Origin of the sequence: Streptomyces hokutonensis (assembly GCF_000376565.1) — a bacterium.
Lineage (GTDB): Bacteria > Actinomycetota > Actinomycetes > Streptomycetales > Streptomycetaceae > Streptomyces > Streptomyces hokutonensis.
This window is the reverse complement of the sequence record NZ_BARG01000076.1, coordinates 37,198-62,585: the sequence shown is the minus strand read 5'-3', so window position 1 is coordinate 62,585 and position 25,388 is coordinate 37,198. Positions and strand designations below refer to the sequence as shown.

General features: G+C 69.8%; 28 protein-coding genes. 11 read left to right on the top strand and 17 right to left on the bottom strand.

What is annotated here, in order from left to right; genetic code table 11:
• Nucleotides 1-12 precede the first annotated feature (12 nt).
• The gene (locus SSP08S_RS41310; protein ID WP_019073521.1) at nucleotides 13-993 is read left to right on the top strand and encodes an NAD(P)H-quinone oxidoreductase; all 981 of its coding nucleotides are present in this window, start codon (nucleotides 13-15) and stop codon (nucleotides 991-993) included.
• Between the two features lie 12 nt (nucleotides 994-1,005).
• Here the strand turns inward: SSP08S_RS41310 and SSP08S_RS41305 are convergent, their stop codons facing one another.
• The gene (locus tag SSP08S_RS41305; protein ID WP_019073520.1) at nucleotides 1,006-1,587 is read right to left on the bottom strand and encodes a prolipoprotein diacylglyceryl transferase; all 582 of its coding nucleotides are present in this window, start codon (nucleotides 1,585-1,587) and stop codon (nucleotides 1,006-1,008) included.
• Nucleotides 1,588-1,703: 116 nt separating this feature from the next.
• Between SSP08S_RS41305 and SSP08S_RS41300 the strand changes: the two genes are divergently transcribed.
• Nucleotides 1,704-2,243 (top strand): bacterial proteasome activator family protein, encoded by a 540-nt coding sequence (locus SSP08S_RS41300; protein ID WP_019073519.1) that lies wholly within the window; start codon nucleotides 1,704-1,706, stop codon nucleotides 2,241-2,243.
• Between the two features lie 62 nt (nucleotides 2,244-2,305).
• On the opposite strand, the gene SSP08S_RS41295 is transcribed toward SSP08S_RS41300, so the two are convergent.
• A complete protein-coding gene (locus SSP08S_RS41295) occupies nucleotides 2,306-3,952 on the bottom strand; it encodes a protein kinase domain-containing protein (protein ID WP_019073518.1) in 1,647 nt (548 codons plus the stop codon).
• 375 nt (nucleotides 3,953-4,327) lie between these two features.
• Here SSP08S_RS41295 and SSP08S_RS41290 point away from each other — a divergent pair, with 375 nt between their 5' ends.
• Nucleotides 4,328-5,854, top strand: a complete 1,527-nt coding sequence (locus SSP08S_RS41290; protein WP_019073517.1) for a protein kinase domain-containing protein — start codon at nucleotides 4,328-4,330, stop codon at nucleotides 5,852-5,854.
• A 75-nt stretch (nucleotides 5,855-5,929) separates the two neighbouring features.
• Here the strand turns inward: SSP08S_RS41290 and SSP08S_RS41285 are convergent, their stop codons facing one another.
• The 3 genes from SSP08S_RS41285 to SSP08S_RS41275 all read right to left on the bottom strand — a co-directional run bounded on the left by SSP08S_RS41285 (nucleotide 5,930) and on the right by SSP08S_RS41275 (nucleotide 8,161).
• Nucleotides 5,930-6,934: a phosphotransferase gene (locus SSP08S_RS41285; RefSeq protein WP_019073516.1), complete on the bottom strand. Its 1,005-nt coding sequence runs from the start codon at nucleotides 6,932-6,934 to the stop codon at nucleotides 5,930-5,932.
• 113 nt (nucleotides 6,935-7,047) lie between these two features.
• Entirely contained in the window at nucleotides 7,048-7,449 is a 402-nt protein-coding gene (locus SSP08S_RS41280) for a pyridoxamine 5'-phosphate oxidase family protein (protein ID WP_019073515.1), read from the bottom strand.
• A gap of 49 nt (nucleotides 7,450-7,498) precedes the next feature.
• A complete protein-coding gene (locus SSP08S_RS41275; RefSeq protein ID WP_026179279.1) occupies nucleotides 7,499-8,161 on the bottom strand; it encodes a response regulator in 663 nt (220 codons plus the stop codon).
• A 322-nt stretch (nucleotides 8,162-8,483) separates the two neighbouring features.
• On the opposite strand from SSP08S_RS41275, the gene pdhA reads away from it, so the two are divergent.
• Genes pdhA through SSP08S_RS41260 form a run of 3 tightly spaced genes read left to right on the top strand, consistent with a single transcriptional unit; the run spans nucleotide 8,484 to nucleotide 12,035 of the window.
• A complete protein-coding gene (pdhA, locus tag SSP08S_RS41270) occupies nucleotides 8,484-9,641 on the top strand; it encodes a pyruvate dehydrogenase (acetyl-transferring) E1 component subunit alpha (protein ID WP_019073513.1) in 1,158 nt (385 codons plus the stop codon).
• A gap of 1 nt (nucleotide 9,642) precedes the next feature.
• Entirely contained in the window at nucleotides 9,643-10,635 is a 993-nt protein-coding gene (locus SSP08S_RS41265; protein ID WP_019073512.1) for an alpha-ketoacid dehydrogenase subunit beta, read from the top strand.
• Between the two features lie 11 nt (nucleotides 10,636-10,646).
• Entirely contained in the window at nucleotides 10,647-12,035 is a 1,389-nt protein-coding gene (locus SSP08S_RS41260; protein WP_019073511.1) for a dihydrolipoamide acetyltransferase family protein, read from the top strand.
• A 51-nt stretch (nucleotides 12,036-12,086) separates the two neighbouring features.
• Here SSP08S_RS41260 and SSP08S_RS58465 read toward each other — a convergent pair whose 3' ends face one another.
• The 8 genes from SSP08S_RS58465 to SSP08S_RS41220 all read right to left on the bottom strand — a co-directional run bounded on the left by SSP08S_RS58465 (nucleotide 12,087) and on the right by SSP08S_RS41220 (nucleotide 17,712).
• Nucleotides 12,087-12,527, bottom strand: a complete 441-nt coding sequence (locus tag SSP08S_RS58465; RefSeq protein WP_158697286.1) for a hypothetical protein — start codon at nucleotides 12,525-12,527, stop codon at nucleotides 12,087-12,089.
• A 46-nt stretch (nucleotides 12,528-12,573) separates the two neighbouring features.
• Nucleotides 12,574-13,281 carry a contact-dependent growth inhibition system immunity protein gene (locus SSP08S_RS41250; RefSeq protein WP_026179278.1) on the bottom strand — a complete coding sequence of 236 codons (708 nt, stop codon included), beginning with the start codon at nucleotides 13,279-13,281 and terminating at the stop codon, nucleotides 12,574-12,576.
• Between the two features lie 27 nt (nucleotides 13,282-13,308).
• Complete coding sequence (locus SSP08S_RS41245) at nucleotides 13,309-13,626, bottom strand: RNase A-like domain-containing protein (protein ID WP_019073508.1); 318 nt, start codon at nucleotides 13,624-13,626, stop codon at nucleotides 13,309-13,311.
• A gap of 5 nt (nucleotides 13,627-13,631) precedes the next feature.
• Nucleotides 13,632-14,159 carry a Fic family protein gene (locus tag SSP08S_RS60050; RefSeq protein WP_078532695.1) on the bottom strand — a complete coding sequence of 176 codons (528 nt, stop codon included), beginning with the start codon at nucleotides 14,157-14,159 and terminating at the stop codon, nucleotides 13,632-13,634.
• A 169-nt stretch (nucleotides 14,160-14,328) separates the two neighbouring features.
• Nucleotides 14,329-14,955, bottom strand: coding sequence for a hypothetical protein (locus tag SSP08S_RS62125; protein ID WP_158697285.1), 627 nt, complete (start codon nucleotides 14,953-14,955; stop codon nucleotides 14,329-14,331).
• Between the two features lie 54 nt (nucleotides 14,956-15,009).
• Complete coding sequence (locus SSP08S_RS41230; protein ID WP_158697284.1) at nucleotides 15,010-16,899, bottom strand: RNase A-like domain-containing protein; 1,890 nt, start codon at nucleotides 16,897-16,899, stop codon at nucleotides 15,010-15,012.
• Nucleotides 16,899-17,216: a WXG100 family type VII secretion target gene (locus SSP08S_RS41225; protein ID WP_019073506.1), complete on the bottom strand. Its 318-nt coding sequence runs from the start codon at nucleotides 17,214-17,216 to the stop codon at nucleotides 16,899-16,901. The genes SSP08S_RS41230 and SSP08S_RS41225 overlap by 1 nt, the downstream gene beginning before the upstream one ends.
• 64 nt (nucleotides 17,217-17,280) lie before the next feature.
• A complete protein-coding gene (locus SSP08S_RS41220; protein WP_019073505.1) occupies nucleotides 17,281-17,712 on the bottom strand; it encodes a WXG100 family type VII secretion target in 432 nt (143 codons plus the stop codon).
• 90 nt (nucleotides 17,713-17,802) lie between these two features.
• Here SSP08S_RS41220 and SSP08S_RS56890 point away from each other — a divergent pair, with 90 nt between their 5' ends.
• Nucleotides 17,803-18,147 carry a hypothetical protein gene (locus SSP08S_RS56890; RefSeq protein ID WP_245608061.1) on the top strand — a complete coding sequence of 115 codons (345 nt, stop codon included), beginning with the start codon at nucleotides 17,803-17,805 and terminating at the stop codon, nucleotides 18,145-18,147.
• A gap of 63 nt (nucleotides 18,148-18,210) precedes the next feature.
• On the opposite strand, the gene SSP08S_RS41210 is transcribed toward SSP08S_RS56890, so the two are convergent.
• Nucleotides 18,211-19,119: a D-alanyl-D-alanine carboxypeptidase family protein gene (locus tag SSP08S_RS41210; protein ID WP_026179275.1), complete on the bottom strand. Its 909-nt coding sequence runs from the start codon at nucleotides 19,117-19,119 to the stop codon at nucleotides 18,211-18,213.
• Nucleotides 19,120-19,388: 269 nt separating this feature from the next.
• Between SSP08S_RS41210 and SSP08S_RS41205 the strand changes: the two genes are divergently transcribed.
• Together SSP08S_RS41205 and SSP08S_RS41200 are read left to right on the top strand one after the other, a co-directional pair.
• Complete coding sequence (locus SSP08S_RS41205; RefSeq protein WP_019073502.1) at nucleotides 19,389-20,084, top strand: GntR family transcriptional regulator; 696 nt, start codon at nucleotides 19,389-19,391, stop codon at nucleotides 20,082-20,084.
• The gene (locus SSP08S_RS41200) at nucleotides 20,081-21,394 is read left to right on the top strand and encodes an MFS transporter (RefSeq protein WP_026179274.1); all 1,314 of its coding nucleotides are present in this window, start codon (nucleotides 20,081-20,083) and stop codon (nucleotides 21,392-21,394) included. Before SSP08S_RS41205 ends, SSP08S_RS41200 begins: the two co-directional genes overlap by 4 nt.
• 62 nt (nucleotides 21,395-21,456) lie before the next feature.
• On the opposite strand, the gene SSP08S_RS41195 is transcribed toward SSP08S_RS41200, so the two are convergent.
• On the bottom strand, nucleotides 21,457-22,281 hold the full coding sequence (locus SSP08S_RS41195) for a maleylpyruvate isomerase family mycothiol-dependent enzyme (RefSeq protein WP_019073500.1): 825 nt from the start codon (nucleotides 22,279-22,281) through the stop codon (nucleotides 21,457-21,459).
• A 179-nt stretch (nucleotides 22,282-22,460) separates the two neighbouring features.
• On the opposite strand from SSP08S_RS41195, the gene SSP08S_RS41190 reads away from it, so the two are divergent.
• Nucleotides 22,461-23,261, top strand: a complete 801-nt coding sequence (locus SSP08S_RS41190; protein ID WP_026179273.1) for a carbon-nitrogen family hydrolase — start codon at nucleotides 22,461-22,463, stop codon at nucleotides 23,259-23,261.
• Nucleotides 23,258-23,848 carry a hypothetical protein gene (locus tag SSP08S_RS41185; protein ID WP_019073498.1) on the top strand — a complete coding sequence of 197 codons (591 nt, stop codon included), beginning with the start codon at nucleotides 23,258-23,260 and terminating at the stop codon, nucleotides 23,846-23,848. Before SSP08S_RS41190 ends, SSP08S_RS41185 begins: the two co-directional genes overlap by 4 nt.
• On the opposite strand, the gene SSP08S_RS41180 is transcribed toward SSP08S_RS41185, so the two are convergent.
• Nucleotides 23,845-24,336, bottom strand: a complete 492-nt coding sequence (locus SSP08S_RS41180; protein WP_019073497.1) for an LURP-one-related/scramblase family protein — start codon at nucleotides 24,334-24,336, stop codon at nucleotides 23,845-23,847. The genes SSP08S_RS41185 and SSP08S_RS41180 overlap by 4 nt on opposite strands.
• Nucleotides 24,333-25,340 carry a helix-turn-helix domain-containing protein gene (locus SSP08S_RS41175; RefSeq protein WP_019073496.1) on the bottom strand — a complete coding sequence of 336 codons (1,008 nt, stop codon included), beginning with the start codon at nucleotides 25,338-25,340 and terminating at the stop codon, nucleotides 24,333-24,335. The genes SSP08S_RS41180 and SSP08S_RS41175 overlap by 4 nt, the downstream gene beginning before the upstream one ends.
• Nucleotides 25,341-25,388: the final 48 nt, after the last annotated feature.

The following is a 25,388-nucleotide window of genomic DNA, read 5'->3' as shown; positions in this document are numbered from 1 at the left end:
AGCGTCGGCCTCATGCATGCGATCACGATTTCCGAACCTGGTGGGCCCGAGGCGCTGGTGTGGGACGAGGTCCCCGATCCGGTGGCCGGCGAGGGCGAGGTCCTGGTCGAGGTGGTGGCCACCGCCGTGAACCGGGCCGACATCATGCAGCGCCAGGGTTTCTACGACCCGCCGCCCGGCGCGTCCCGCTACCCCGGCCTCGAATGCTCCGGCCGGATCACCGAGGTCGGCCCCGGGGTCTCCGGATGGTCGGTCGGCGACGAGGTGTGCGCGCTGCTCGCGGGCGGCGGTTACGCGCAGAAGGTCGCCGTACCGGCCGGGCAGCTGCTGCCGGTGCCGCGGGGCGTCGACCTCAAGCAGGCCGCCGCGCTGCCCGAGGTGGTCTGCACGGTCTGGTCGAACGTCTTCATGGTCGCCCACCTCCGCCCCGCCGAGACCCTCCTTGTGCACGGCGGCTCGAGCGGTATCGGCACCATGGCGATCCAGCTCGGCAAGGCGGTCGGCGCGAAGGTCGCCGTCACGGCCGGCACCAAGGAGAAGCTGGACTACTGCGCCGAGCTGGGCGCGGACGTCCTCATCAACTACCGCGAGCAGGACTTCGTCGCCGAGGTCGCGCAGGCCACGGGCGGTGCGGGCGCCGACGTCATCCTCGACAACATGGGCGCCAAGTACCTGGACCGCAACGTCCAGGCCCTCGCCGTCAACGGACGGCTCGCGATCATCGGGCTGCAGGGCGGAATCAAGGCCGAACTCAACATCGCCGCCCTCCTCGGCAAGCGGGCCGCGATCAGCGCGACCTCGCTGCGGGCCCGCCCGCTCGGCGAGAAGGCGGCCATCGTCGCCGCCGTACGCGAGCATGTGTGGCCGCTGATCGACTCCGGCCAGGTCCGTCCGGTCGTCGACCGTGAGTTCCCGATGAGCGAGGCGGCGGCAGCGCACCAGGTGGTCGAGGACAGCGGGCACATCGGAAAGGTGCTGCTCGTCGCACCGTAGACCGGACAGGTTCTAACCCCGGCGCACCCGCAGACCGATGAAGGCGAGACCCAGGCCGAGCCCGATGAGGATCAGGCCGCTGCCCAGCGGCAGGATCCGCAGGACGGGCTCGGTGGGGTCGTCCTCGGCGTGGGTGACGGTCTGGTGCACGGGCCGGAGCGGTGGCGAGGACGGCACGGCCGCCGCTTCCTCGGACGGCGACGCGGAGTCGGCGGCCGTCGGAACGGCCGAAGCGCCGTCCTCGTCCGCCGTCGGCTCGGCCGTGTCCTCGTCGGCACCTCCGTTTTCGTCCTCCTCCGCGCTCGGCCGAGCCGTCCGCCCCGGCCGTTCCCGCCCTTCGCCGGCCTGGCTTCCGGCCCGGGAGGGCTCGGGGCGAGCGGGGGCCTGATCGTGGTGGTCGGGACCGGAGGCGGGCTTCAGGGCGGTGGCGGAGGGGGAGGCGGACGCAGGTGCCGTGACCGCCGCAGGGCCACCCCCGGCGCCCCCGGTACTTCCCGCCCCCACCCCGTACGCCGGAACACCCCCGCACGGATTCACCACCGAGCCCGTGCCCAGCACAAGCAGCAGTCCCGCGGTGCGCAGCCATGGAGTCACGGGACAAGCGTCACATCGGGCGGGTTTCCCGGCATTCCAGGTTCCGGCAAACGGTGGATCACCTTACGAGGGGGGCACCACGGTGGTGAGGTGTACGGGTGCGAGAGAATGGCGGCATGGAGATGCCGAGGAACGAAAGGTCACCGGAGAAGCCTCAGATCCTGGTCGTGGGCCAGGACGGGATGGCGCTCGGTGGCACCGGGGACGAGGACTCCCGCGAGATCCCGGTGACGGAGATGGTGGAACAGCCCGCCAAGGTCATGCGGATCGGCAGCATGATCAAGCAGCTCCTGGAGGAGGTGCGTGCCGCTCCTCTCGACGAGGCGAGCCGGGTGCGGCTCAAGGAGATCCACGCCAGCTCGGTGAAGGAGCTGGAGGACGGTCTGGCGCCGGAGCTGGTCGAGGAGCTGGAGCGGCTCTCGCTGCCCTTCACGGACACGGCGATCCCGAGCGACGCGGAACTCCGTATCGCGCAGGCGCAGTTGGTGGGCTGGCTGGAGGGACTCTTCCACGGGATCCAGACCACGCTGTTCGCCCAGCAGATGGCCGCGCGGGCGCAGCTGGAGCAGATGCGCCGGGCCCTGCCGCCGGGTGTCGGTGACGGCGGCGAGGAGGGCCAGCCGGGCGGCGGCCGGGTGGGCGGCCCGTACCTGTAGACACCCCCACATGTTCAAAGGGCCCGGCAGCGGTCGCTGCCGGGCCCTTCCGCGTCACGGGGTCAGGACGGGTTGCCCGTCGAGACGCCCAGCTGGATCTGGGGCATGTCCTTGGGGTCCACGTCCGTGTCGGCCGCCGGGAACTGTTCCATGACCGTGCCCTGGCCGTAGGTGTTCTCGTCCTCGTACTTGATCTTCACCTTCCAGCCCGCGGCCTGCAGGCAGGACTTGACCGACGAGATGTACTTGAACTGGAAGTCCGGGACCCGGATCTTGGTGGAGTCGTTGTACGACTCCTCCGGCTCCGTGCACGCGGTCGTCTCGATCGTCTTCGAGGTGTCGCCGTCGCGGTGGCCCTCCACCGCCGTGACCGAACTGCTCGCACTGGAGCCGCTGCCGCTGCCGCTGCCGCCCTGGTCGTCCGAGCCGTTGCCGGCGTTCGCCAGGGCCGCGATCAGCGAGCCGATCGCGATGAGGGCGACGACGATCGCGCCGATGACCACCGGCTTGTTGCTCCGGCCGCCGCCTCCGCCAGGGGTCGGCGTCGGGTGCTGCGGGTTCAGGTTGTACGGCGGCGGGGTCGAGATGCCCTGCTGCCCGAACCCGACCGAGGCCGGCGTCTGGTAGCCCGGCTGCTGCGGATAGCCATAGGCGGGCGAGGGCGGCGTGGGCGCCGGAGTGCCGTGGTGGTACGGGCCCGGGTGGTACGGCGTCTGTACGGGGCCGGTGGGCGCCGGGGCCGCCTGGTCGACGGGCGGGAACACCGCGGAGCCGACGCCGGAGCCGCTCTGCGCGGGCGCGCCCGGCACGATGCTCGGGGCCGCCGCGTGCAGCGAGGACGCCACACGCAGACACTCCTCGCGCATGGACTCGGCGTTCGGGAAGCGCTCGTTCGGGTTCTTCTTCAGCGCGCGGGCGATCAGCGCGTCCACGGCCGGCGGCAGCGAACGGTTGATCGAGGAGGGCGCGACCGGCTCCTCCTGCACATGCGCGTACGCGATGGCCAGCGGCGAGTCCGCGTCGAACGGGAGCCGCCCGGTGACCAGTTGGAACAGCATGATGCCGACCGAGTACAGGTCGCTGCGCGCGTCCACGCCCCGGCCGAGCGCCTGTTCCGGGGAGAGGTACTGCGGGGTGCCGACGACCATGCCGGTCTGCGTCATCGAGGTGACGCCGGACTGCATGGCGCGGGCGATGCCGAAGTCCATGACCTTCACGACGCCGCGCTTGGTCATCATCACGTTGCCCGGCTTGATGTCGCGGTGGACCAGGCCCATCTCGTGGCTGATGTCCAGCGCCGCCAGCACGTCCGCGGTGATCTTCAGCGCCTTGTCGGCGGGCATCGCGCCGAACTGCCGTACGTCCTCGTCGAGTACGGAGCCCAGGGGGCGGCCCTCGACGTACTCCATGACGATGTACGGCATCGTCGAGCCGTCGAGCGCGTCCTCGCCGGTGTCGAAGACCGAGACGATGTTGGTGTGCGTGAGCTTGGCCACGGCCTGGGCCTCGCGGCGGAAGCGCTCGCGGAAGGCCTGCTCACGGCCGAGCTCGGTGTGGAGTGTCTTGATCGCGACCTGGCGGTCGAGCACCGAGTCGTAGGCGAGGTGCACCGAGGCCATGCCGCCCTCGCCGAGCAGGTCGCGCAGCTGGTACCGGCCACCCGCCAGCGCGCGGCCCGTATACCGGCCGTGTGGGCCGTCCTGGCTCATGTTCCGTGTCCCCCATCGGCGCCGGCTCAGTGATCGAATGTGCCATTCCCGGCCAAGTCTGCCGGAGGGCACTGACACGTCAAGCGCGGTGCCCGTTCCGTGACCGTACGCGAAAGAAGAGTCGTGGAAGCGTTACAGGTGCTGTACCGGCGGTACACAGAATTTGCACGACGGCCCGTGGTACCGATTTGATGGCCGGTCCGTCTCAGGACGATTCCGGCACTGATCCCGGAACGGCGGCTTGCGCCGAGCCTGTAGCGTGGCCGACGGAGACCGTAACAACACCGCGCGCACCGCGGGCAGAAACGACGGCGAGGACTGATGGCACAGCAGCACGCTCAGGGCCCGTCCGACCCCGAGGCGGCTGGCGGCGGAATGTCGGACGCACCGGAACTGTGGGGCAACGGCGGACTGGTCGGCGACGGCCGGTACCGGCTCACCCACAGACTGGGCCGGGGCGGTATGGCCGAGGTTTTCGCGGCCGAGGACGTCCGGCTCGGGCGCACGGTCGCGGTCAAGCTGCTCCGCTCCGACCTGGCGGAGGACCCGACCTCCAAGGCCCGCTTCACGCGTGAGGCCCAGTCGGTGGCCGGCCTCAACCACCACGCGATCGTCGCCGTGTACGACTCCGGCGAGGACACGGTGTCGACGGGCGGCTACGGCGCGGGCGGCGCCCAGTCCGTGCCCTACATCGTCATGGAGATCGTCGAGGGGCGCACGATCCGCGACCTGCTCCTGAACGCCGAGGCGCCCGGGCCCGAGCAGGCCCTGATCATCGTCTCCGGGGTCCTGGAGGCGCTCGCCTACTCGCACCAGCACGGCATCGTGCACCGCGACATCAAGCCCGCGAACGTGATCATCACGCACAACGGCGCCGTCAAGGTCATGGACTTCGGCATCGCCCGCGCGCTGCACGGCGCGTCCACGACGATGACGCAGACCGGCATGGTCATGGGCACCCCGCAGTACCTCTCGCCCGAGCAGGCGCTGGGCAAGGCGGTCGACCACCGCTCCGACCTGTACGCGACGGGCTGCCTCCTCTACGAACTCCTCGCGCTGCGGCCCCCGTTCACCGGCGAGACCCCGCTGTCGGTGGTCTACCAGCACGTCCAGGACATCCCGGTCCCGCCGTCCCAGACCTCGAACGGCGTCTGCCCGCCGGAGCTCGACGGCCTCGTCATGCGCTCCCTCGCCAAGGACCCGGACGACCGTTTCCAGACGGCCGAGGAGATGCGGGGGCTGGTCCAGTACGGCCTGCAGATGCTTTACGACCAGGGTGGCCACACCGGCACCTGGAACACCGGCCCGGTGACCGTGGCGAACGGCCAGGGGACCCCGCCGGGCGGCTTCGGCGGCACGGCGATGATGCCGCAGGACGCCTCCGGCACCGCGCAGATCCCGCAGCCGATCCTGCCGGGCGGTTACGGCAACGGCGACGACGGCGGCTTCGAGGGGCACGGCAACCACGGCAGCGGCCGGGGCAAGCTGTGGATCCTCGCCGTGCTCGCGGTGATCGCCATCGCGGCGGGTGTGGCGCTGGCCATGAACAACACCGGGAACGGCACCGGCGGTTCGGGTACCTCGCAGTCGCCCACGACCTCGCAGTCCTCGACCGACGACCAGTCCTCCGAGACACCGAGCGACGAGGCGTCCGCCACGCCCTCGGACACGCAGACGGACGACAGCGGCACGAGCTCCGGCTCGGGCTACACGCCGTCGAGCACGCCCTCGTACACGCCGTCCGAGACGGCCACTGAGAAGCCGTCGAACACCCCGACCCCGTCCGCCACGGAGCCGTCGGACACCCCGACCGCGAGCACCTCGGCGGATCCGACGGACTCGGGCGACCCCGGTGACGACGGCGGTACCGGGACCGTCGCCGGAGCCCTGGGCGGCGGCTGACCTCCACGCACCGACGACACGCGCGCGTGCGCCCCGTAAACAGGGGTCCACGCGCGCGTGCCGTTTTCCGCCCTCCTAGGGGGCGTACTCCGTGAAGGCCTCGCACACCGCGTCGTACTCCCGCGTCCACCACACGGCGAGCGCCGAGGCGGCCGGGAACTGGGGGTCCGCGCGGGTGTCGCCGCGTTCGTAGTGCCAGCGCAGCATCCAGAAGTCGTTGAGCCGCTCCCACCACACCCGGTGCACGGCGGCGGCGAGTTCGGAGGGCGTGGCCCGCGCGGCCCGCCGGTACGCGTGCGCGTACGCCCGCACCTTGGGCAGGTCGAGCGCCCCGTCGGGCCGTACGAAGAAGATCGCGGCGGCGCGTACGGCCTCCTCGGCGCGGGGCTGGACGCCGAGCCGGTCCCAGTCGACGATCGCGGCGGGGGCGTCGCCCCTGTAGAGCAGGTTGAACGGGTGGAAGTCCCCGTGCACCCACCCCACGGAGGCCCCGCGCGGTGGCCGCCGGTCCGCGTGCCGCTCGAGCAGCTCCCGCCGTTCCAGCAGCCGGTGGCGGGCCAGTTCGTCGAAGGCGTCGGCGGGCCGGTGCCTGCGGACGTGCCCGAGCAGGTCGTCGATGAGGGCGAAGGTGTCGGCGGGGTCGGCTCCCGGCAGGCACTCCGCGCGCTGTCCCGGCATCACCCGCTCCAGGCTCGCGTGGACGACCCCCAGCAGCGCGCCGAGGCGTCCGCACTGGACGGTGGTCAGCTGGCCGCCGTGGCGGTGGCGGCCGTCGATCCAGGGGTGCAGGGCGTAGGCGTGACCGCCCACGACGGCGACCGTACGGCCGTCGCGGTCGGGCACCGGCGGGGCGACGGGGACGCCGAGGTCGGCCAGGCGCCGGGTCGCGGCGTGCTGGCGGGCGATCGCCGCCGGATCGGCGGTCTCGGGGTCGAAGTGGTGCTTGAGGAAGTAGCGGCCCCGGGTGGTGCGGAGCCGGTAGCCGCGGTTCAGGAGGCCCTGTTCGACGGGTTCGCAGGCGACGGCGGACCCGGCGGCGTACTGGCGGAGGAGGGCGCCCAGCGGGGGCGCGTGGGGCATGGGGGGTGGTACACGTAAGCGCGGCACGCGGCCGATGCTAGGGCACGGAGCGAGGCTGTGAGCTGCGGTTTGTCACAGAAAGTCACCGGTCGGTCGGTGGTGGTCGCTTTCGGTCACAGGGTGGGCTTGAAGTGCCGTTCCAGGCCGCTGTCCACCGGGTGCACGGTGCCGAGCCGCGGTTCGATGCGCAGGTACACCATCGCGTCCCGGGCCGGGCCGAAACGTTCGACCTGGTCGGCCGTCGGCTCATGGGGCTCGCAGGTGCCGATCACCTGCACGGACCACAGCTCCTCGCCCGGCCCGGCCGAGTCCAGGTTGTCGGCCCCGTAGGCGACGACGCTGCCCACGCACGCGTGGTGGTGGCCGTGACTCCGGGGCATGCGCAGCAGCAGCCGCCCGTCCTGGACGATGTGGCCGGCGAGGGCCAGGAAGGGCAGCGCCCGCAGAGTGGTCGCCACCCTGCCGTGATCGGTGCGGGAGAGCAGGGCGATGGCCGACTGTGCGTCCTCGGGCATGTGACCACTGTCGGCGCGTCCGGCCTCCCGGGGGAGAGGTCTTTGGTCCCTAATCGCGCCGCCGCTCGGCCTGTCTGCGCGCCACGTAGGCCGCCGCCTGCGAACGCCGCTCCATACCGAGTTTGGAAAGCAAACTGGACACGTAGTTCTTGATGGTCTTCTCCGCGAGGTGCAGCCGCTCGCCGATCGCCCTGTTGGTGAGCCCCTCCCCGATCAGGTCGAGGATCCTGCGCTCCTGGTCGGTGAGCCCGTCGAACTTGTCGTCCGGCTCGGCGCCGCCGTTGCGCAGCCGCTCCATGACCCGGGCGGTCGCCACCGGGTCCAGCAGCGACTTCCCGGCCGCGACATCCCGTACGGCACTCAGCAGTTCGTTCCCCCGGATGGCCTTCAGGACGTACCCGGAGGCGCCCGCCATGATCGCGTCGAACAGGGCCTCGTCGTCCGCGAACGAGGTCAGCATCAGGCACCGCACCGACTCGTCCCGCGCGCGGATCTCCCGGCACACCTCGACCCCGCTGCCGTCCGGGAGCCGTACGTCGAGAATCGCGACGTCGGGGCGCACGGCCGGGATCCGCGCCAGGGCGTCCGCCGCGGTGCCGGCCTCGCCGACCACCTCGATGTCGTCCTCCACGGAGAGCAACTCGTGGACACCTCTGCGTACCACTTCATGGTCATCGAGGAGAAAAACACTGATTTTTCCGTCTTCGCGCACGCCGCAAGTCTCACACGCGGCCTCTTCCCGTGCCCGAGGTGACCGGGATAACGTGCCGTTGTTCCGGCCCCCTGCAAGGCTGTGACCAGGAGTTGTTCCCGACTTTGCCGATTTACTTGGAAATCCAAGCAAAATCGCAGGTCAGGAGGGGTTTCACAGAATTGTGGAGCACTGGGTAACGTGCCTTTTGCAGGGCGCTCGCCGGGGCACCTGTCACGCCTGCTCCCGACGAACCGCACCCACCCTGTGCGTCCGTGGGGCGCAGGTGAGCCGCACTGGCACCCGGCGAACCCGGGGAGCCGGACCGACGGAGGAGCACACGTTGACCGTGGAGAGCACTGCCACGCGCAAGCCGCGACGCAGCGCCGGAAGCAAGGCCAAGGGCGCCGACCCGGACCTCGTCCAGCTGCTGACGCCCGAGGGCAAGCGAGTCAAGAACGCGAAGACCGCCCCGTACGACAAGTACGTCGCCGGCATCACCCCCGATGAGCTCCGCGGCCTGTACCGCGACATGGTGCTCACCCGCCGCTTCGACGCCGAGGCCACCGCCCTGCAGCGCCAGGGCGAGCTGGGCCTGTGGGCCTCGCTGCTCGGCCAGGAGGCCGCCCAGATCGGCTCCGGGCGGGCCACCCGCGAGGACGACTACGTCTTCCCGACCTACCGCGAGCACGGCGTCGCCTGGTGCCGCGGGGTCGACCCGACCAACCTGCTGGGCATGTTCCGGGGCGTCAACCACGGCGGCTGGGACCCCAACACCAACAACTTCCACCTGTACACGATCGTCATCGGCTCGCAGACCCTGCACGCCACCGGCTACGCGATGGGCGTGACCATGGACGGCGCCGACAGCGCCGTCGTCGCGTACTTCGGGGACGGCGCCTCCAGCCAGGGCGACGTCGCCGAGTCGTTCACCTTCTCCGCGGTCTACAACGCCCCGGTCGTGTTCTTCTGCCAGAACAACCAGTGGGCCATCTCCGAGCCCACCGAGAAGCAGACCCGCGTTCCGCTCTACCAGCGCGCGCAGGGCTACGGCTTCCCGGGCGTCCGCGTCGACGGCAACGACGTGCTGGCCTGCCTCGCGGTCACCAAGTGGGCGCTGGAGCGGGCCCGCAGCGGCGAGGGCCCGACGCTCGTCGAGGCGTACACCTACCGCATGGGCGCCCACACCACCTCCGACGACCCGACGAAGTACCGGGCCGACGAGGAGCGCGAGTCGTGGGAGGCGAAGGACCCGATCCTGCGGCTGCGCCGGTATCTGGAGGCCTCAAACCACGCGGACGAGGGATTTTTCGCGGAACTCGAGACGGAGAGCGAGGCGTTGGGCAGGCGAGTGCGCGAAGCGGTCCGTGCCATGCCGGACCCGGACCGGTTCGCACTCTTCGAGCACGTGTACGCGGACGGGCACGCGCTCGTCGACGAGGAGAGGGCCCAGTTCGCCGCCTACCAGGCGTCGTTCGCGGACGAAGAAGGGGGTAAGTGACATGGCGGAGACCGCGACAACCAAGAACCTGCCGCTCGCCAAGGCGATCAACGAATCGCTGCGCGCCGCCCTGGAGTCCGACCCCAAGGTCCTCATCATGGGCGAGGACGTCGGCAAGCTCGGCGGCGTCTTCCGCGTCACGGACGGCCTCCAGAAGGACTTCGGCGAGAGCCGGGTCGTCGACACCCCACTCGCCGAGTCGGGCATCGTAGGCACCGCCATCGGACTGGCCCTCCGCGGCTACCGCCCGGTCGTGGAGATCCAGTTCGACGGCTTCGTCTTCCCGGCCTACGACCAGATCGTCACCCAGCTCGCCAAGATGCACGCCCGCTCCCTGGGCAAGGTCAAACTCCCGATCGTCGTCCGCATCCCCTACGGCGGCGGGATCGGCGCGGTCGAACACCACTCGGAGTCCCCCGAGGCCCTGTTCGCCCATGTGGCCGGCCTGAAGATCGTCAGCCCGTCGAACGCGTCGGACGCCTACTGGATGATGCAGCAGGCCATCCAGAGCGACGACCCGGTGATCTTCTTCGAACCGAAGCGGCGCTACTGGGACAAGGGCGAGGTCAACACCGAGGCCATCCCCGGCCCCCTGCACAAGGCCCGCGTGGTCCGCGAGGGCACCGCCCTGACCCTCGCCGCCTACGGCCCGATGGTGAAGCTCTGCCAGGAGGTCGCCGACGCGGCCGCCGAGGAGGGCAAGTCGCTGGAGATCCTGGACCTGCGCTCGGTGTCCCCGCTGGACTTCGACGCGATCCAGGCCTCGGTCGAGAAGACCCGCCGCCTGGTCGTGGTCCACGAGGCGCCGGTGTTCTTCGGCTCCGGCGCCGAGATCGCGGCCCGCATCACCGAGCGCTGCTTCTACCACCTGGAGGCGCCGGTCCTCAGGGTCGGCGGCTATCACGCCCCGTACCCGCCGGCCCGCCTGGAGGAGGAGTACCTGCCGAGCCTGGACCGGGTGCTCGACGCCGTCGACCGCGCTCTGGCGTACTGAGGAGAGGGGTCGTGACGACGATGACTGAAGTTGCAGCGTCCGTACGCGAGTTCAAGATGCCGGACGTGGGCGAGGGCCTCACCGAGGCCGAGATCCTCAAGTGGTACGTCCAGCCCGGCGACACCGTCACCGACGGCCAGGTCGTCTGCGAGGTGGAGACGGCGAAGGCGGCGGTGGAACTCCCCATCCCCTACGACGGCGTGGTCCACGAACTCCGCTTCCCCGAGGGGACGACGGTGGCGGTGGGCACGTCCATCATCGCGGTGGCGGTGGCGGGCGGCGGTGCCGCTCCCGAGGAGGCCCCGGCTGCTCCCGTGGCCGCTCCTGTACAGGAGGAGGCGAAGCCCGCGGCCCCGGCCCGCACACCGGTTCTGGTGGGCTACGGCGTCTCCACGTCCGCCACGAAGCGCCGCCCCCGCAAGGGCGCGGAGATCCCGGCCCAGGAGGCGTCGGCGGCCGTACAGGCGGAGTTGAACGGCCACGCGTCGGCGGTACAGTCCCGCCCCCTCGCGAAGCCGCCGGTGCGCAAGCTGGCGAAGGACCTGGGTGTCGACCTGGCGACGGTGACCCCGTCGGGCCCGGACGGCATCATCACCCGCGAGGACGTGCACGCGGCGGTGGCACCTGCACCGGCGCCGGAACCGGTACAGGTGCCCGAGCCGGCCCCCCTTTCGCCGGCTCCCGTGACGTACGACACGACCCGGGAGACCCGTATCCCGGTGAAGGGCGTCCGCAAGGCGACGGCCGCGGCGATGGTCGGCTCGGCGTTCACGGCACCGCATGTCACGGAGTTCGTGACGGTGGACGTGACGCGGACGATGAAGCTGGTCGAGGAACTCAAGCAGGACAAGGAGATGCAGGGCCGACGGGTGAACCCGTTGCTCCTGATCGCCAAGGCGTTGCTGGTCGCCATCAAGCGCAACCCGGACATCAACGCGTCCTGGGACGACGCCGCCCAGGAGATCGTTCTCAAGCACTACGTCAACCTCGGCATCGCGGCGGCGACCCCGCGCGGTCTGATCGTGCCGAACATCAAGGACGCCCACGCGAAGACACTGCCCCAACTGGCCGACTCACTCGGCGAGTTGGTGTCCACGGCACGCGACGGCAAGACGTCCCCCGCAGCGATGCAGGGCGGCACGGTGACCATCACCAACGTCGGCGTCTTCGGTATCGACACCGGCACCCCGATCCTCAACCCCGGCGAGTCGGCGATCCTCGCGATCGGCACGATCAGACTCCAACCGTGGGTCCACAAGGGCAAGGTGAAGCCCCGCCAGGTCACGACCCTCGCGCTGTCCTTCGACCACCGTTTGGTGGACGGGGAGTTGGGGTCGAAGGTGCTGGCGGACGTGGCGGCGATCCTTGAGCAGCCGAAGCGGTTGATCACCTGGGGGTAGGTGGCAGGGGCCGCGCATCTCCATGAGCCGGAGGTGCGCGGCTCGGTGTTCTCAGTCTTCGCCGACCTGGATGAGCACGGCGAAGCGTCGGCCGTCGGTGCCGGCGACCAAGCCGTCGAAGGTACAGGCGGACACGGCGCTCCAACTGTGTTCGTCGCCGTTGGACCACCACAGGGCGTCCGGCCCGAGGAGTTCCACCACCTGGCCCGCGACGGTGTCGGCCTCGGTGCGTTCCATGAACGTGAACTCCCGCCAGACGAGGGACTGCGAGGCGAGACGGCCCATCATGGCCGCGGCGTTCTCCGCGGAAAGAGGCTCCAACGCCTCCTCGACCTGTCCGACGGGTGCCGGACCGCCCGGGTCACTGGCGTGCTGCTGCCAGTCCTTCCGGTGCAACTGCCCCACGAGGATGTGCGTTTCAGCGGCGACGGCGGCCAGGACGCCGCGCGCACCGCCACTGGCCGGACGCAGCCGGCCCGAGCGGACGTACACGCGCTGAGGATGCGCCAGCCGCTTGAGTCGGACCGCCAACTCGTCCCTACTCCGATCCACTGGGCCGCCCTTCGCGCGTCGAGAGCCCGTACTCGGCACGCGGCGCGGTCAGCCGGTCGGCGGCCAGTGCGAGCCAGCCGCTGGGTGAGTACGGCGCCGGTGGGTCGACCTCCATGCCCAACTCGGCGACAGCGAGGGTGTAGTCGGACTCGTCGATGTCCAGGGCGAGCAGTTCGTGCAGCTCGCCGACGAGGTGGGCGACCAACTGCGGGTCGGTCGAGGTCCGGTAGTCGTCGATCGCCGCGTCGTGGTCGTCGAACTCGTCCGGCATGTCCTGGGAGAACCAGCCGCCGAGGAACTGACCGAGTTCCGGGAAGCGGGCGTGCCATTCCCAGTGGGTGGCGGGGGTGGCCGGGGGCGGGACCTCGCCCTCCTCGACGCTGTGCTTGATGTGGTCGGCGAGGCAGTACAGCCACTGTTGGAGGTCGGCTTCGGGCAGGCCGACGTCCGGGACGGCGTAGAACTCGCCGAGGCGCAGGCGGAGTCGGCCGGGAGGGTTGTCGGCGTACTCGCGGAGTTGGCGTTCGGCGACGGTAAGGGTCCAGGGGCGGGTGTGCCAGGTGTGGCGGAGGTAGGCGACCAGCGCGTCGCTCGCCTTGTCCGGGGTGTCGTCCGCCGGCTGCCCGGCGTAGGCGCGGATCACCTGGTCCAACTCGCCGTAGCGGCGGTCGTGTTCGAGGGGGCTCAAGGGCACGGTGGTCAGCCTCTACGGATCGGGTCGCTACAGGTAGACGGGGAACGTGGCGTGGACGGCGAACCCGTGCGGCCGGGACGCGTCCCGCTTCAGGATCACCCGGGCCGCGCGGACGTCCACCGGGTCCCGTCCGGCCAGCATCATCGCCTGGAGGAGGACTCGTCCGACCGGTTCGGGGCGAGAGGGCCAGGACGCCTCGATGGTCAGGCGGGGGCGCGTGGACCGGGCCAGCCAGCGGTGGATGACCTGCTCGTTGGCGGTGACGACCTGTTGGGTGGCCCATTGGGCGGTTTCGCGGTCGGGGTAGGTCGAACTTCTTGTACGTACTGTGGGTGCTTCCTGCACGGGCGTCACCTCGTCGAGGGGCTTGCGGATAGGTACGGACGGTGGGTTCCGCCATCGGATCCTCGCGCATCCGTCGACGTTTCCGTCCGGTCACGGCGCTCGGCGGCTGTGGCCAGGACGTGGATCAGGCGCGCCAACGCTCTCGCGCCCGACGCGTCCTCGGCGTATCGGCGTATCTGGATGGGACCGACCTCGTCGAGCACGACACCCTCGCGTGCCAGGACGAATGCCAGGGCCAGCAAAGCGGCACGGCCATTTCCGTCGTCGAAGGGATGAAAGAAACACACATCGAGATAGGCACGGGCCGCACGGGCCGGGAGCGGGAGGACGGTGTCGATGTCAGTGGCCTGCCGCAGGCATTCGTCGAATTGGGCCGGTGTTTCCGCGCACAGGCCGTACCGCTCCCGTCCGCCCTTGGCGAAGGCAGGCAGGACGCGAAATGCGACATCAGGCTGCCCGAGTACCAGCTTCTGCCACGTGCACAGGACGCCGAAGTCGAGGGGCCTGCCTGCCGTGGCGTCCGCTCGGGCCATCCGCCAAGCAGCCCGTACTCGGGCACCGCGAGCGGGATCGTTCGGCCTGCCGCCTGTCCCGATCACCTCGTCGACGGCGTCGCGGCGTCCATGGATCGGGCCTGTCAGAGTTTTTGACGCCTGTCTCCAGTCGACTTCGGCGCGCACCCGTAGCCAGTTCTGCAGGTCGTCACGCACCGTATCCTCCGACGGCCTCCCGCACGCGGTCCACCGCTTGTTCATCGGGCGCGACCCAGCTCTCGAACTCGGAGTCCACGACCTCGTCCGTCAGCTCCTCCGCCTCGGCCGGAGACAGACCGGTCGATTCCAAGTACCAGGCAAGTGCCTGTTCGAAGACGGACCGCCAGCTCTCACCGGCTCCGGTGCGTTCGACGACGAGTGTGACAAGGGGAGCGACAGCGTGCTCGCGTACTTGGCGGATCTGTTTCTCGTCCGCGTCCGGCCCGGGTGTGAACTGCTCGAAGACTGCGGCAAGTTCCTCCAGCCACGCTCGCCATTGAAGCAAGGCGCTCAGGCACCGCTGCGTCTGCTGCTCCAGTTCGCTCCCGCCCGGGCCGCTTGCCGGGACCTCCCTGACAACGAGTCCGGAGTCGGGCGATGAACCTGTCGCGTTGAACCAGCCGAATGCCCAAGATCCGTAGTGTTCGGCAAGACCACGGGCGATTGAACGGGTCGACCGCGGTACCCGCGCGCGACCGGACTGCGGGTCCGGCGAGGACGCGATCTCGTACACGACGTCTGCTGCCCGAGCGGGGTCGAACAGATGCGTAGCCGGGTCCATGTCCTGCCACGTCATCGAAGCGGGATACCAATCCGTACTGATGGCCACTCCTAGCGTCTGAAATGCGGCTTATTTGTTGGGCATTGACGTCAGGACGACGAACGGAGGATCCAGTTGAGGGTCGTACTTGAGGATGGTTCTCACCTTTTTGACTGGAATGGCCTCTGCCTCCAGCCCCTTGGTCTTGAACCCCTCGTTGTTCACATCGTTCGGCTGCTTGGTGACACTGCGCCCGCTCGTCTCACCGTTTGGTGCCGTGCAATCGATGGGCAGTTTGAGATCGTCGTTCTGAGCTGATGGTGGACGCCCGAGCCATGCTGTGATTTCGGCCGAGTTCTCGTCCACATTGTACTGAGTCAGTCTCTGTGCCTGTGCCGCCGTGGTGAACGTGGACGCCGCCCCGACCTGCGGCTTTCCGTGTGGCCAGGCGGCTGTCGGCGGATCTCCCTGATCGCGTAGACGTTGGGCGAGCTGTGCGTCCGACTTGCCTACGTGTTTGTCGAGAGTGTGGCCGCCGTCGAGCCATTCGTTGCTTGCGAGGTCGATCTTGTAGATGCCGTTCTTGGTGTCCTCCGGATTCGTCCAGGCGTGACTGTGCTTGAACTCGTCGAGCGACCGCGCACCGAAAGCCTCGGCGCGTGCTTCCTCGGCAGCGTATCTGGGGACACTGAGCCTTGCTTCCTCCAGAGCTTCCTTGAGTGTGCTCAATTCGGCACCGTAGGAATGAATTTCCCGGTTGTAGGCGTCAACCGCGTGATTCAGGCGCCCCGTGTCGATGTTGGATATGAACTCCGCGGCCAGCTCGGGGAGTTCGCTGAGCTTTTCCAGGGCGTCCAGGATGCCCTTCACGGCGAAGGTTTTCGTCGCCGCGTCCTTGTAGACGTCGATGATCGTGGACCTGATCTTCGTGACTTCGGCGCTGACTCCGTCACTGGCCGTGGCGATGTCTCGTGCGGAGTCCTGGAGGACGTCCAGCGCGGGCCGCCGGCCATCCTTGTGGTTCCACTTGTGGCCGAGCCGTTCCTGGCCCCAGGCCGTTGTGCCCCATATCGAGGAGCAGAAGTCCCTCATCGCGCTCTGCCACTCGTCGTTCCCCGACGCGGGGTTGGTGATGTAAGCGATTGCGTCGTCGAAGCTGTCCGCGGACTTCTTGGCGTCCGTGCCCGCCTGCCGCCAGGCCTGCGCGATCTTGGGAAGGCTGATGTCGTCGCCGCCCGGCGTGATGTCCGCGACCTTCCCGTGCTGCAGAGCGTGCTTGAGGACCGGGCGCAGTACGTGGTCGCCGACCCAGCTCAGCGCGCCGGAGACCTCGTCGATGATCGCGTTGCCCCAGCCGTCTTCGCCGGCCGCGTTGCCCCAGCCGAGCTCGGCGACGGGGCCGCCCGCCCCGGCCTTCTTGAGAACGGCCGGCGGACTCTTCTTCACCACCGACGGGGTCAGGATGTTGGTGGCGTGTTCCGCCTCCGCGTAGTTGTTGGCGGTCACGGTGAGGCCCACGGCCGCACCGCCGACGCCTTCGGTGGCCCGGTCCCAGACGTCGAGGAACAGGGCGGCGGTCTCGGCGTACGCCTTGGCGAAGGCCTCCGGCCCAGTCCCGCAGCCCACCGCGTGTTCGTATCCGTCGAGCGTGTCGACGAGGCTCTTGGCCCGGTCGGCGAAGTCGTACTGGGCGTTGCGCAGCATGAAGGACGCGTAGTACACGTGCGGCGGCTGGATGTCGAAACCGGTGACCAGGCTGCTGCCCGGAGCGGTGGGCTTCATCGCGGCCAGCTCGTCGGAGCGTTGCTGCCGGGCCGAGACCGTGTCCTGCTGCGAGAGGTCCTTGCCCTGAGGGTCCTGGAGCGAGCCGGGAGAAGGGGCGGGGGTCGCGCCGCCCGAGCCGGACGACGGGGCGGGCAGCGAACCGCTGCCGGTGGTGGCGGGGGGCGTCGTCGACGGTGAGGGAGAGGGCGTCGCCATCAGGCCGCCCCCCAACCCCGCAGCACCGCCCGGTGCGCCGCCGCGTAATTCGCGTGCCCGGTAGTGACGTACGCGTGCAGCCACTTCTGCGCGGCCTGCAGGTCCTGTGCCGAGCGGTCCCACTCGTCGAGCTTTTCGACGAAGACTTCGCGGGCCTCGCCCTTCCAGGACAGGACGACGGGTTCGGCGCGGTCGTAGAGGTCGTCGAGCTTGCCGTTGAGCTGCTTGAGGATGTCCTCCAGCTCGGTGGTGAGGTCGTGGAGCGTGGCGAAGGAGACGGTTATGTGGTCGTCGTCGGCGGAAGCCCCGGTCGACATGATCCCCCTGGATATCGGTCGGCAACTACGGTTGGACAGTGGGCACTTGACGGCTCGGCTCAGTTCAGAAGGAGTCGAGGCTGCTGCGGGGTGGAGTCGGTGTGTCGCCGCCCGGCGCCTCCACGGTGGGCGTGGACAGCTTGGCGACCTCGCCGGCGACGTTCACCTGGATCTTCCGCATCTGCTCCAGCACCTCGATGTCGTTCGCGGAGAAACCGTCCCGGCTCATCCGCACCGCCTGCTCCAGCAGCTTCATCACTTCGCGGATGCGTACGGCGTCCTCGGTCGCCGCGCGGTGGAAGTCGCGGTAGGCCGTCGCCGCGGGGCCGCGCCAGCCGGCTTCGATGCGGTCGACGATCGCGTCCATGCGTCTGACCTGCTTGTCGAGGTGGTCCTGCATGTCGTCGAGGTCACCGGCGAGCCTGGTGAGGTCGGCGGACGTCACCCGCAGGTCGGGGCCGCCGCCCTGGCCCGTACCGGTTCCAGGCACTGCCATGCCGTATCCCCGCCCCCGTCGCGTCGGCCTCACACGTCACTTGCTGTTGCAATAATCCTACGATTCGCCCCCGCCCCCTAGGGTGACTCGATGAGATTCCGCGGTGTGTTGGTCGTGCTGTTCGTGCTGCCGCTGCTGTGGGGAGCCCTGTCGCTGTTGAGAGCCGGCGCGGCCGACGGCGCTCCTGACTGCCCGGGGCTCCAGCTGGACGCGGAGGGCGAGAGCTCTCCGGGGCACATGCGCAAGGGCGACCGCTGCGCGCTCTCCTACGACACTGCCACGGGCCGCTCGACCGGCACGAGCACGTACGACCAGCTGAAGTTCGCCCAGGAAGTGAAGCGCCGGAGCCTGGGGCGCGAGGGCGCGCTGTTCGTCCTGTACGGGGCGGCGGGGGTCGGCATCACGTTCGCCGCGACTCGGAAACGCGGGTCCTAGCCACGACGAAGGGGCCCGCCGCTGGCATGCGGCAGGCCCCCATGAACGTGTCGGCTACGTCAGTCAGATCGTCGCGAAGCCGTAGTTCAGGAGCTTCTTCGCGTCCGCCGCGCGCTGCGTGATCGAGGACGACGCGAGGACCGTGCCGATGACCGTCTTGCCGTTGCGGGTGGCGGCGAAGACGAGGCAGTACTTGGCCTCGGGGCCGGAGCCGGTCTTCACGCCGATGGTGCCGCTGTAGCTGCTGAGCAGGGTGTTCGTGTTGGTCCAGGCAGCCATCGTGCGGGTGCTGCCGGTCTTGGTGACCGTCTTGGCGGTGTACGACTTGGTCTTGACGACCGTCTTGAACGTGGAGTTCTTCATCACGTTGCTGGCGAGCTTCGTCAGGTCGCGCGGCGTCGAGTAGTTGTTGCCGTTGCCGATGCCGTCGAACGAGTCGAACTTCGTGTTCGTCAGGCCGAGCGACTTCGCCGTGGAGTTCATCTTGGCGATGAACGACTTCACGCGCGCGGCCCGGGTGGAGCCCGTGCCGAACTTGTCGGCCAGCGCGTACGCCGCGTCGCAGCCCGACGGCAGCATCAGGCCGTAGAGCAGCTGGCGGACGGTGACCTTGTCGCCGACGATCAGGTGGGCGGAGGAGGCGGTGTTGGCGACGATGTAGTCGCTGTACGCCTTCTGGATGGTGACCTTGGCGTCGAGGTTGAGGTTCGACTGGGAGAGAACGACCTTCGCGGTCATGATCTTCGTCGTGGAGCCCGTCGACCGCTTGGTGTCCGCGGCCTTCGTGTAGAGCGTCTTGCCGGTGGCGTTGTTCATCACATAGCCGCCCGCGGCCACGATCGACGGCTTGGTGACAGCCTGCGCGGGTGCCGCGGTCAGGGCGCCGGTCGCGAGCACGGCGCCTGCGGTCACGGTGACCGCGGCGGCTCTGCGGAAGCGGCTGCCCTTGATGCCGTTAATGGCAGTAATCAACTGAGGTACCCCGAATACGTTGAATGCCCCTGAGGAACGGCCCAGTTGGAGGGGGGAAAGAGAAGGGCCGCACGTGTGTGACACGTAAGTAGCACAGAAGGTTGTGCGGTTGCTGGGGCGGGTTCCCCGAAGGTGTGAAACGCCCCCGGGAACCGGCCGCCGAAACGCACATCCGTAGACGCACCCCTGGCCCTCCTTGGTTCCGGCCGCTTCCGTCCGAATCCTGGACGCCCGTCCTCATGCGTACGTGTTGTATCTATGCTGTCCTCATGTCGTCCCCGTCCCTCGTCGCCACCGGTTCCGCCTCCTCCGCTCCGTCGTCCGCCGTCAAGCAACCCCCCGCCGCCGACCGCGTCTACACCCACGTCAAACAGGGTGTCCTGGACCGGCGTTACGAGGGCGGCACCCTCCTCACCGAGGGCGAGCTCGCCGAGGCCGTCGGAGTGTCACGGACCCCCGTGCGCGAGGCGCTGCTGCGGCTCGAGGTCGAAGGGCTGATCAAGCTCTACCCGAAGAAGGGCGCCCTCGTCCTGCCCGTCTCCTCGCAGGAGATCGCGGACGTGGTGGAGACCCGGATGCTGGTCGAGCAGCACGCGGTCCGCAAGGTCGTACCGGCGTCACCGACCCTCATCGCCCGGCTCGAGGAACTCCTCGCCAAGCAGAAGGAACAGGCCGCCGCGGGCGACCTCGCCGGCGCCGCCGTCACCGACCGCTGCTTCCACGCCGAGATCGTCCGCAGCGGCGGCAACGAGATTCTCTCCCGCCTCTACGACCAACTCCGCGACCGCCAGCTGCGGATGGGCGTCGCCATCATGCACTCGCACCCCGACCGCATCGCCAAGACGCTCACCGAGCACGAGGCGATCCTCGACGCGCTGCGCACCGGGGACGCCGAGGCGGCCGTGGACATCGTCCATCAGCACGTCGACTGGTTCTCCCACCTGGCTCGGGGCGACGTCCGATGAGCAGCAGCAGTTCCAGTTCAGCGTTGTCCCTGCCCGGCGATCCGCCCGGTGGCCGGCGCGCCATGGCCGTGTGGGGCATCGGCGTCTCCGTCTACTTCGTCGCCGTCATCTTCCGTACGTCCCTGGGTGTGGCCGGCCTCGATGCGGCCGAGCGCTTCCACGTCAACGCCTCGGCGCTGTCGACGTTCTCGATCCTCCAACTGCTGGTCTACGCGGGCATGCAGATACCCGTCGGGCTGCTCGTCGACAGCCTCGGCACCAAGAAGGTGCTGACCATCGGGGTGGTGCTCTTCACCGCCGGCCAGCTCGGCTTCGCCTTCTCCCCCTCCTACGGCACCGCCCTCGCCTCCCGCGCGCTGCTCGGCTGCGGCGACGCGATGACGTTCATCAGCGTGCTGCGGCTCGGCACCCGCTGGTTCCCGGCCCGGCGCGGACCGATGGTCGCCCAGCTCGCGGGTCTGGCCGGGATGGCCGGAAACCTCGTCTCCACCCTGGTGATCGCCCGGCTGCTGCACGACATCGGCTGGACGGCGGCCTTCGCGGGCAGCGCGCTCGCCGGGGTCGTAGTCCTCGTTCTGCTGCTGCTGTTCCTGAAGGACCACCCGGAGGGGCACGAGCCGGAGCCGTTCCCGCACCGGGGCGCGGCCTACGTCCGCCGGCAGATCGCCGCCTCCTGGCGCGAACCCGGCACCCGCCTCGGCCTGTGGGTGCACTTCACCACGCAGTTCCCGGCGATGGTGTTCCTGCTCCTGTGGGGCCTGCCGTTCCTGGTCCAGGCGCAGGGCCTGTCCCGCGCCACGGCCGGCGAACTCCTCACCCTCGTCGTGCTGTCCAACATGGTGGTGGGGCTGATCTACGGTCAGATCGTCGCCCGGCACCACGCGGCGCGGCTGCCGCTGGCGCTCGGCACGGTGGGAGCGACGGCCGTCGTATGGGCGGTCACGCTGGTCTACCCCGGCGAGCACGCGCCGATGTGGCTGCTGATCGTGCTGTGCGTCGTGCTCGGTTCCTGCGGGCCCGCCTCGATGCTCGGCTTCGACTTCGCCCGCCCGGCCAACCCGCCGGAGCGTCAGGGCACCGCCTCCGGAATCACCAACATGGGTGGTTTCACGGCCTCGATGACGACGCTGTTCGCGATCGGTGTGCTGCTCGACGCGACCGGCGACAACTACTCGATCGCGTTCTCGGTGGTCTTCGTGCTCCAGGCGCTCGGCGTCAGCCAGATCCTGCGGCTACGGCGCAGGGCGGCCCGTCGCGAGCGCGAGCGGCTGGTGGCGAGCCGGGTGGAGACGGTGCACGTGCCCGCGTGACGCCGGCCCGCTCACGTATCCACCAACTCGGCCTCCACGAACACCCAGTTCACACCGTCTGCTTACTTCGTGACCGTGAAGTTCCGCAGTATCGACGCCGCGAGTTCCGGATCGCCGTCCGCCTTGACGCGGTCCGTCACCGACTCGAGGGGGACCCGTCCGCAGGCGAGGCGGACGTACGTCTCCCAGTCGAGGATCAGGGTCGCGGCGGGGCCGAGCGCGGGGGCCGTCTCCAGGGTGCCGCGGCCCTGGATGTCGACGCGGATCGTACGGAGGAACTCGATCGGGCCGTGCACGTCGAAGACGACCGCCGAACTGCGCGGTGCGCCCGAGTCGTCGGCGACGACGCGGGGGAGCTCGGAGAGCAGCACGTCACGAGCGATGTGCGCGCCCGGCGAGTCGAGGTTCCCGGGGCGGCCGAGGGCGGTGCGCAGATCCTGCTCGTGCACCCACACGTTGAACGCGTGGTTGCGCATGGACTGCTCGAGCGTGACCTCGGTGCTGACATGGCCGCGCACCTTGGCGCCGGGGTCCCGCGACTCGTTCCGCAGCTGCCGGTTGCGCCGGATGATCGTGTACTCCAGCTCCGACGTCATCTCCGGCGCCGTGTGGTGGCGGCGCACGTCGACCTGCATCTCCATGTACCGCTGGTGCTCGTTGGTGACGTGGTAGAGGTCGCGCGGGAGGGTGTGGATGGGGCGCGGGTCGCCGAGCATCTCGTTGTCCAGCCCGATGACGTGCGAGACCACGTCGCGCACCGACCAGCCGGGGCACGGCGTTCGCCGGTTCCACTCTCCCTCCACAAGCGGGTTCACCAGCTCGGATATCGCTTCGATGGAGTGGGTCCAGGCGTCGGCGTAGGGCTGGAGAGTGGGATGCAGACTCACGGAACGGGACCCCTCGGCGGTCGGTACAGGTCGGGTGGCGGGCGGCGTTGCCAGCGGGAGGTGGCTGTCGGCGGGTGTCTTGGAACGCTAAGTTACGCTGCTGTGAGGCACCCCGGCAGTGCTTTCGTGTGACGATCGTAGGCCCGTGTGAACGGCTCGAATGCCAGGACGGTGGTAGTGTGCGCGCCTCTCTCATCCAGATCGCCGTAGAAGAGGGCGAATCGGTCGAAAATCGTCGGGTTCGGGTGGGTGCTCTCGTCCGCGAACAGGCGGGCGCCGATCTGGTCGTCCTGCCGGAGCTGTGGACCACGGGCGCGTTCGCCTACGAGCAGTTCGGCACCGAGGCCGAGCCGCTGGAGGGGCCAACCTACGAGGCGATGGCCAAGGCGGCGAGCGACGCGGGCGTCTGGCTGCACGCGGGCTCGATCCCCGAACGAGACCCCGAAGGCCCCCTCTACAACACGTCCCTCGTCTTCTCCCCCTCCGGTGAACTGGCCGCCGCCTACCGCAAGATCCACCGCTTCGGCTTCGACAAGGGCGAGGCCGTGCTGATGGGCGCGGGCAGCGAACTGGTGACGGTCCGCCTTCCCGAGACGACCCTCGGTCTTGCCACCTGCTACGACCTCCGTTTCCCCGAACTCTTCCGCGGCCTCGTCGACGCCGGCGCCGAGACCCTCGTCCTCCCCGCGGGCTGGCCCGAGCGCCGCCGCTCCCACTGGACGCTCCTGGCGCAGGCCCGCGCCGTGGAGAACCAGTCGTTCGTCCTCGCATGCGGAACGGCCGGTACGCACGCCGGAGTTCCCCAGGCCGGTCACTCGATCGTGGTCGATCCCTGGGGCGAGGTCCTCGCGGAGGCGGGCGCGGGCGAGGAGGTCCTCACGGTGGAATTCGATCCGGCGCGGGTGGCCGTGACGCGGGAACAGTTCCCGGCGCTGAAGGACCGGGTGCTGGGGCTGGAGCGTCCGCGGCGGGCCGGGTGAGCGGCGGGTCTGAGACGGACGGCAGTTCCGAGGCGGGCGGCAGATCCAGGCGGCTTCTGGCCGCTCTCCGGCGCGCCTTCTGGGCCGTCGACCGCAGCTTCGACGGCGCGGACCCGCCGCCCCGCCCGCTGGTGTTCGCCGCGCGGAACGCGGCGGGCTGCGCGACGGTCGCGGCGCTCCTCGTCGCGGCCCCCGTCGGCCTGGCCCTCTCGGTCTTCACCGACCCGGCCTGGGGCCACCTCCTGCAGACCGTCCTCACCGGCACGTGCGCGTGGCTGCTGTTCTGGGCGTTCCTGCGCTTCGAACGCCGCCGTCAGGCGCACTACGAGCGCACCGGCTACGACCTCGCGCCGCGCGACTCCGGGACGCCCGCCGGTCCCCGGGCCGTACTCACCGGCCTGCTCGTCTCGTGGATCCCCATGACGGTGTGCGTCTGGCTCATCGGCAGGCTGGACGACGCCCCTCCCAGCTGGCCGGACAGCGCGGTCCTCGCCGCGCTGTTCGCCGTCTGCATGCGCTTCGCCGATCACCTGAGAGAGCGCCGCCGGACCCGCGCCCGCAAGGCAGCCGACCGCGAAGCGCGTTAGTCCTCCCGCTCCTTCTCCGCGAGGTGGATCACGCACACCGCCACCGCGATCAGCAGCGCCGCGTCCGCGTCCTCCCGGACGATGTCGACGCCGTACGTCTCCCGGATGTGCAGCCAGCGCCGGGAGATCTGCGCGAGCAGCTCACCGTCGTAGTCGACGCCGAACTCGCGGTCCAGGATCTTGCCGCTGACGTCGAGTTCGGTGCCGTCCACCAGGGACACCCGATAGTGGTTGCGCAGCAGGGAGAAGCGCTTCCGCCTGATGGTCGCCAGGGGCTCGCCGTCCCGTTCGATGACCATCGTGTCGCGCAGGGCGAGCATCTTCTTGTGGATGTCGATGAGCACGCGCCCGTGCGTGTCCTTCAACTCGAAGGTGTCCCTGAGGCGCATGGCCTTGCCGTCGACCAGGAACACCTTGTTGCCGTGCTGGTCCTCGATCCAGTAATCCTCACCGAAGCCGAGGATCCGATCGCGTACGAGGAATCTCATGCCGTTACGGCTTCCCCGGACGCGGGTCCGAAACGCCGCCGGTAGGCCGACGGGCTCAATCCGGTCTCCCGGCGGAGCCGCGCCCGCAGGTTCGCCCCGGTCCCGAGACCGCTCCGCGCGGCCACCACGTCGAGCCGCTCCTCCCCGCGCTCGATCAGCCGGCACGCCAGCGCCACCCGCTCCCCGGTCAGCCACGCCAGCGGAGTCGTCCCCAGCTGCGCCCTGAACCGCCGGTGCAGGGTCGCGGGGGAGACGGCCGCGCGGTCGGCCAACCCGGTCACCGTCAACGGCTCCCCCAGCCGCTCCCGCGCCCACGCGAGCAGCGGCCCCAGCGACTCGTCCGGCACGTCCGGCAACGGCCGCTCCACGAACTGCCGCTGCCCGCCGTCCCGATGGGCCGCGAAGACGAGCCTCCTGGAGACGGCGTTCGCGATCTCGGCGCCGTGGTCCCGCCGTACGACATGCAGCCCGAGATCGAGCGCGGCGGCGCTGCCCGCGGCGGTGAGGATGTCGCCGTCGTCCACGAAGAGGACGTCCGGTTCGAGGCGCACGCGCGGGTGCAGGGCGCGGAAGGCGTCCGTCCACATCCAGTGCGTGGTGGCCCGGCGCCCGTCCAGCAGCCCCGCCTCGGCGAGCGCGAAACTGCCCGTGCACAGGCTCATGACCCGCGCCCCGCGCGCGTGGGCACGCCGGATCGCGTCGAGGACGTCATCACCGCGCGGTACGACGTTGTCGGGCCGCCCCGGCACGACGAGGGTGTCCGCCGAGTCCACCGCGTCCAGCCCGTACGCACCGGTGACGGTGAAGAAGCCATGGTTCAGCCGCACCTCACGCGCGGGCGTGCACACCAGGACCTCGTACAGCGGCCCGGGGAGCCCGAGTTCGGGCCGGGGCAGCCCGAACAGCTCGGTGGCGACGCCCACTTCGAAGGGGTTGGTGCCCTCGTCGACGATGACGGCGACGCGATGCGGACGCTTCGGGAGCTGAGAGGATTCTTGCGTCATGTGCGATTCCTAGCACTCGCACGCCGGGTACGACACCCCGCAGGCTGA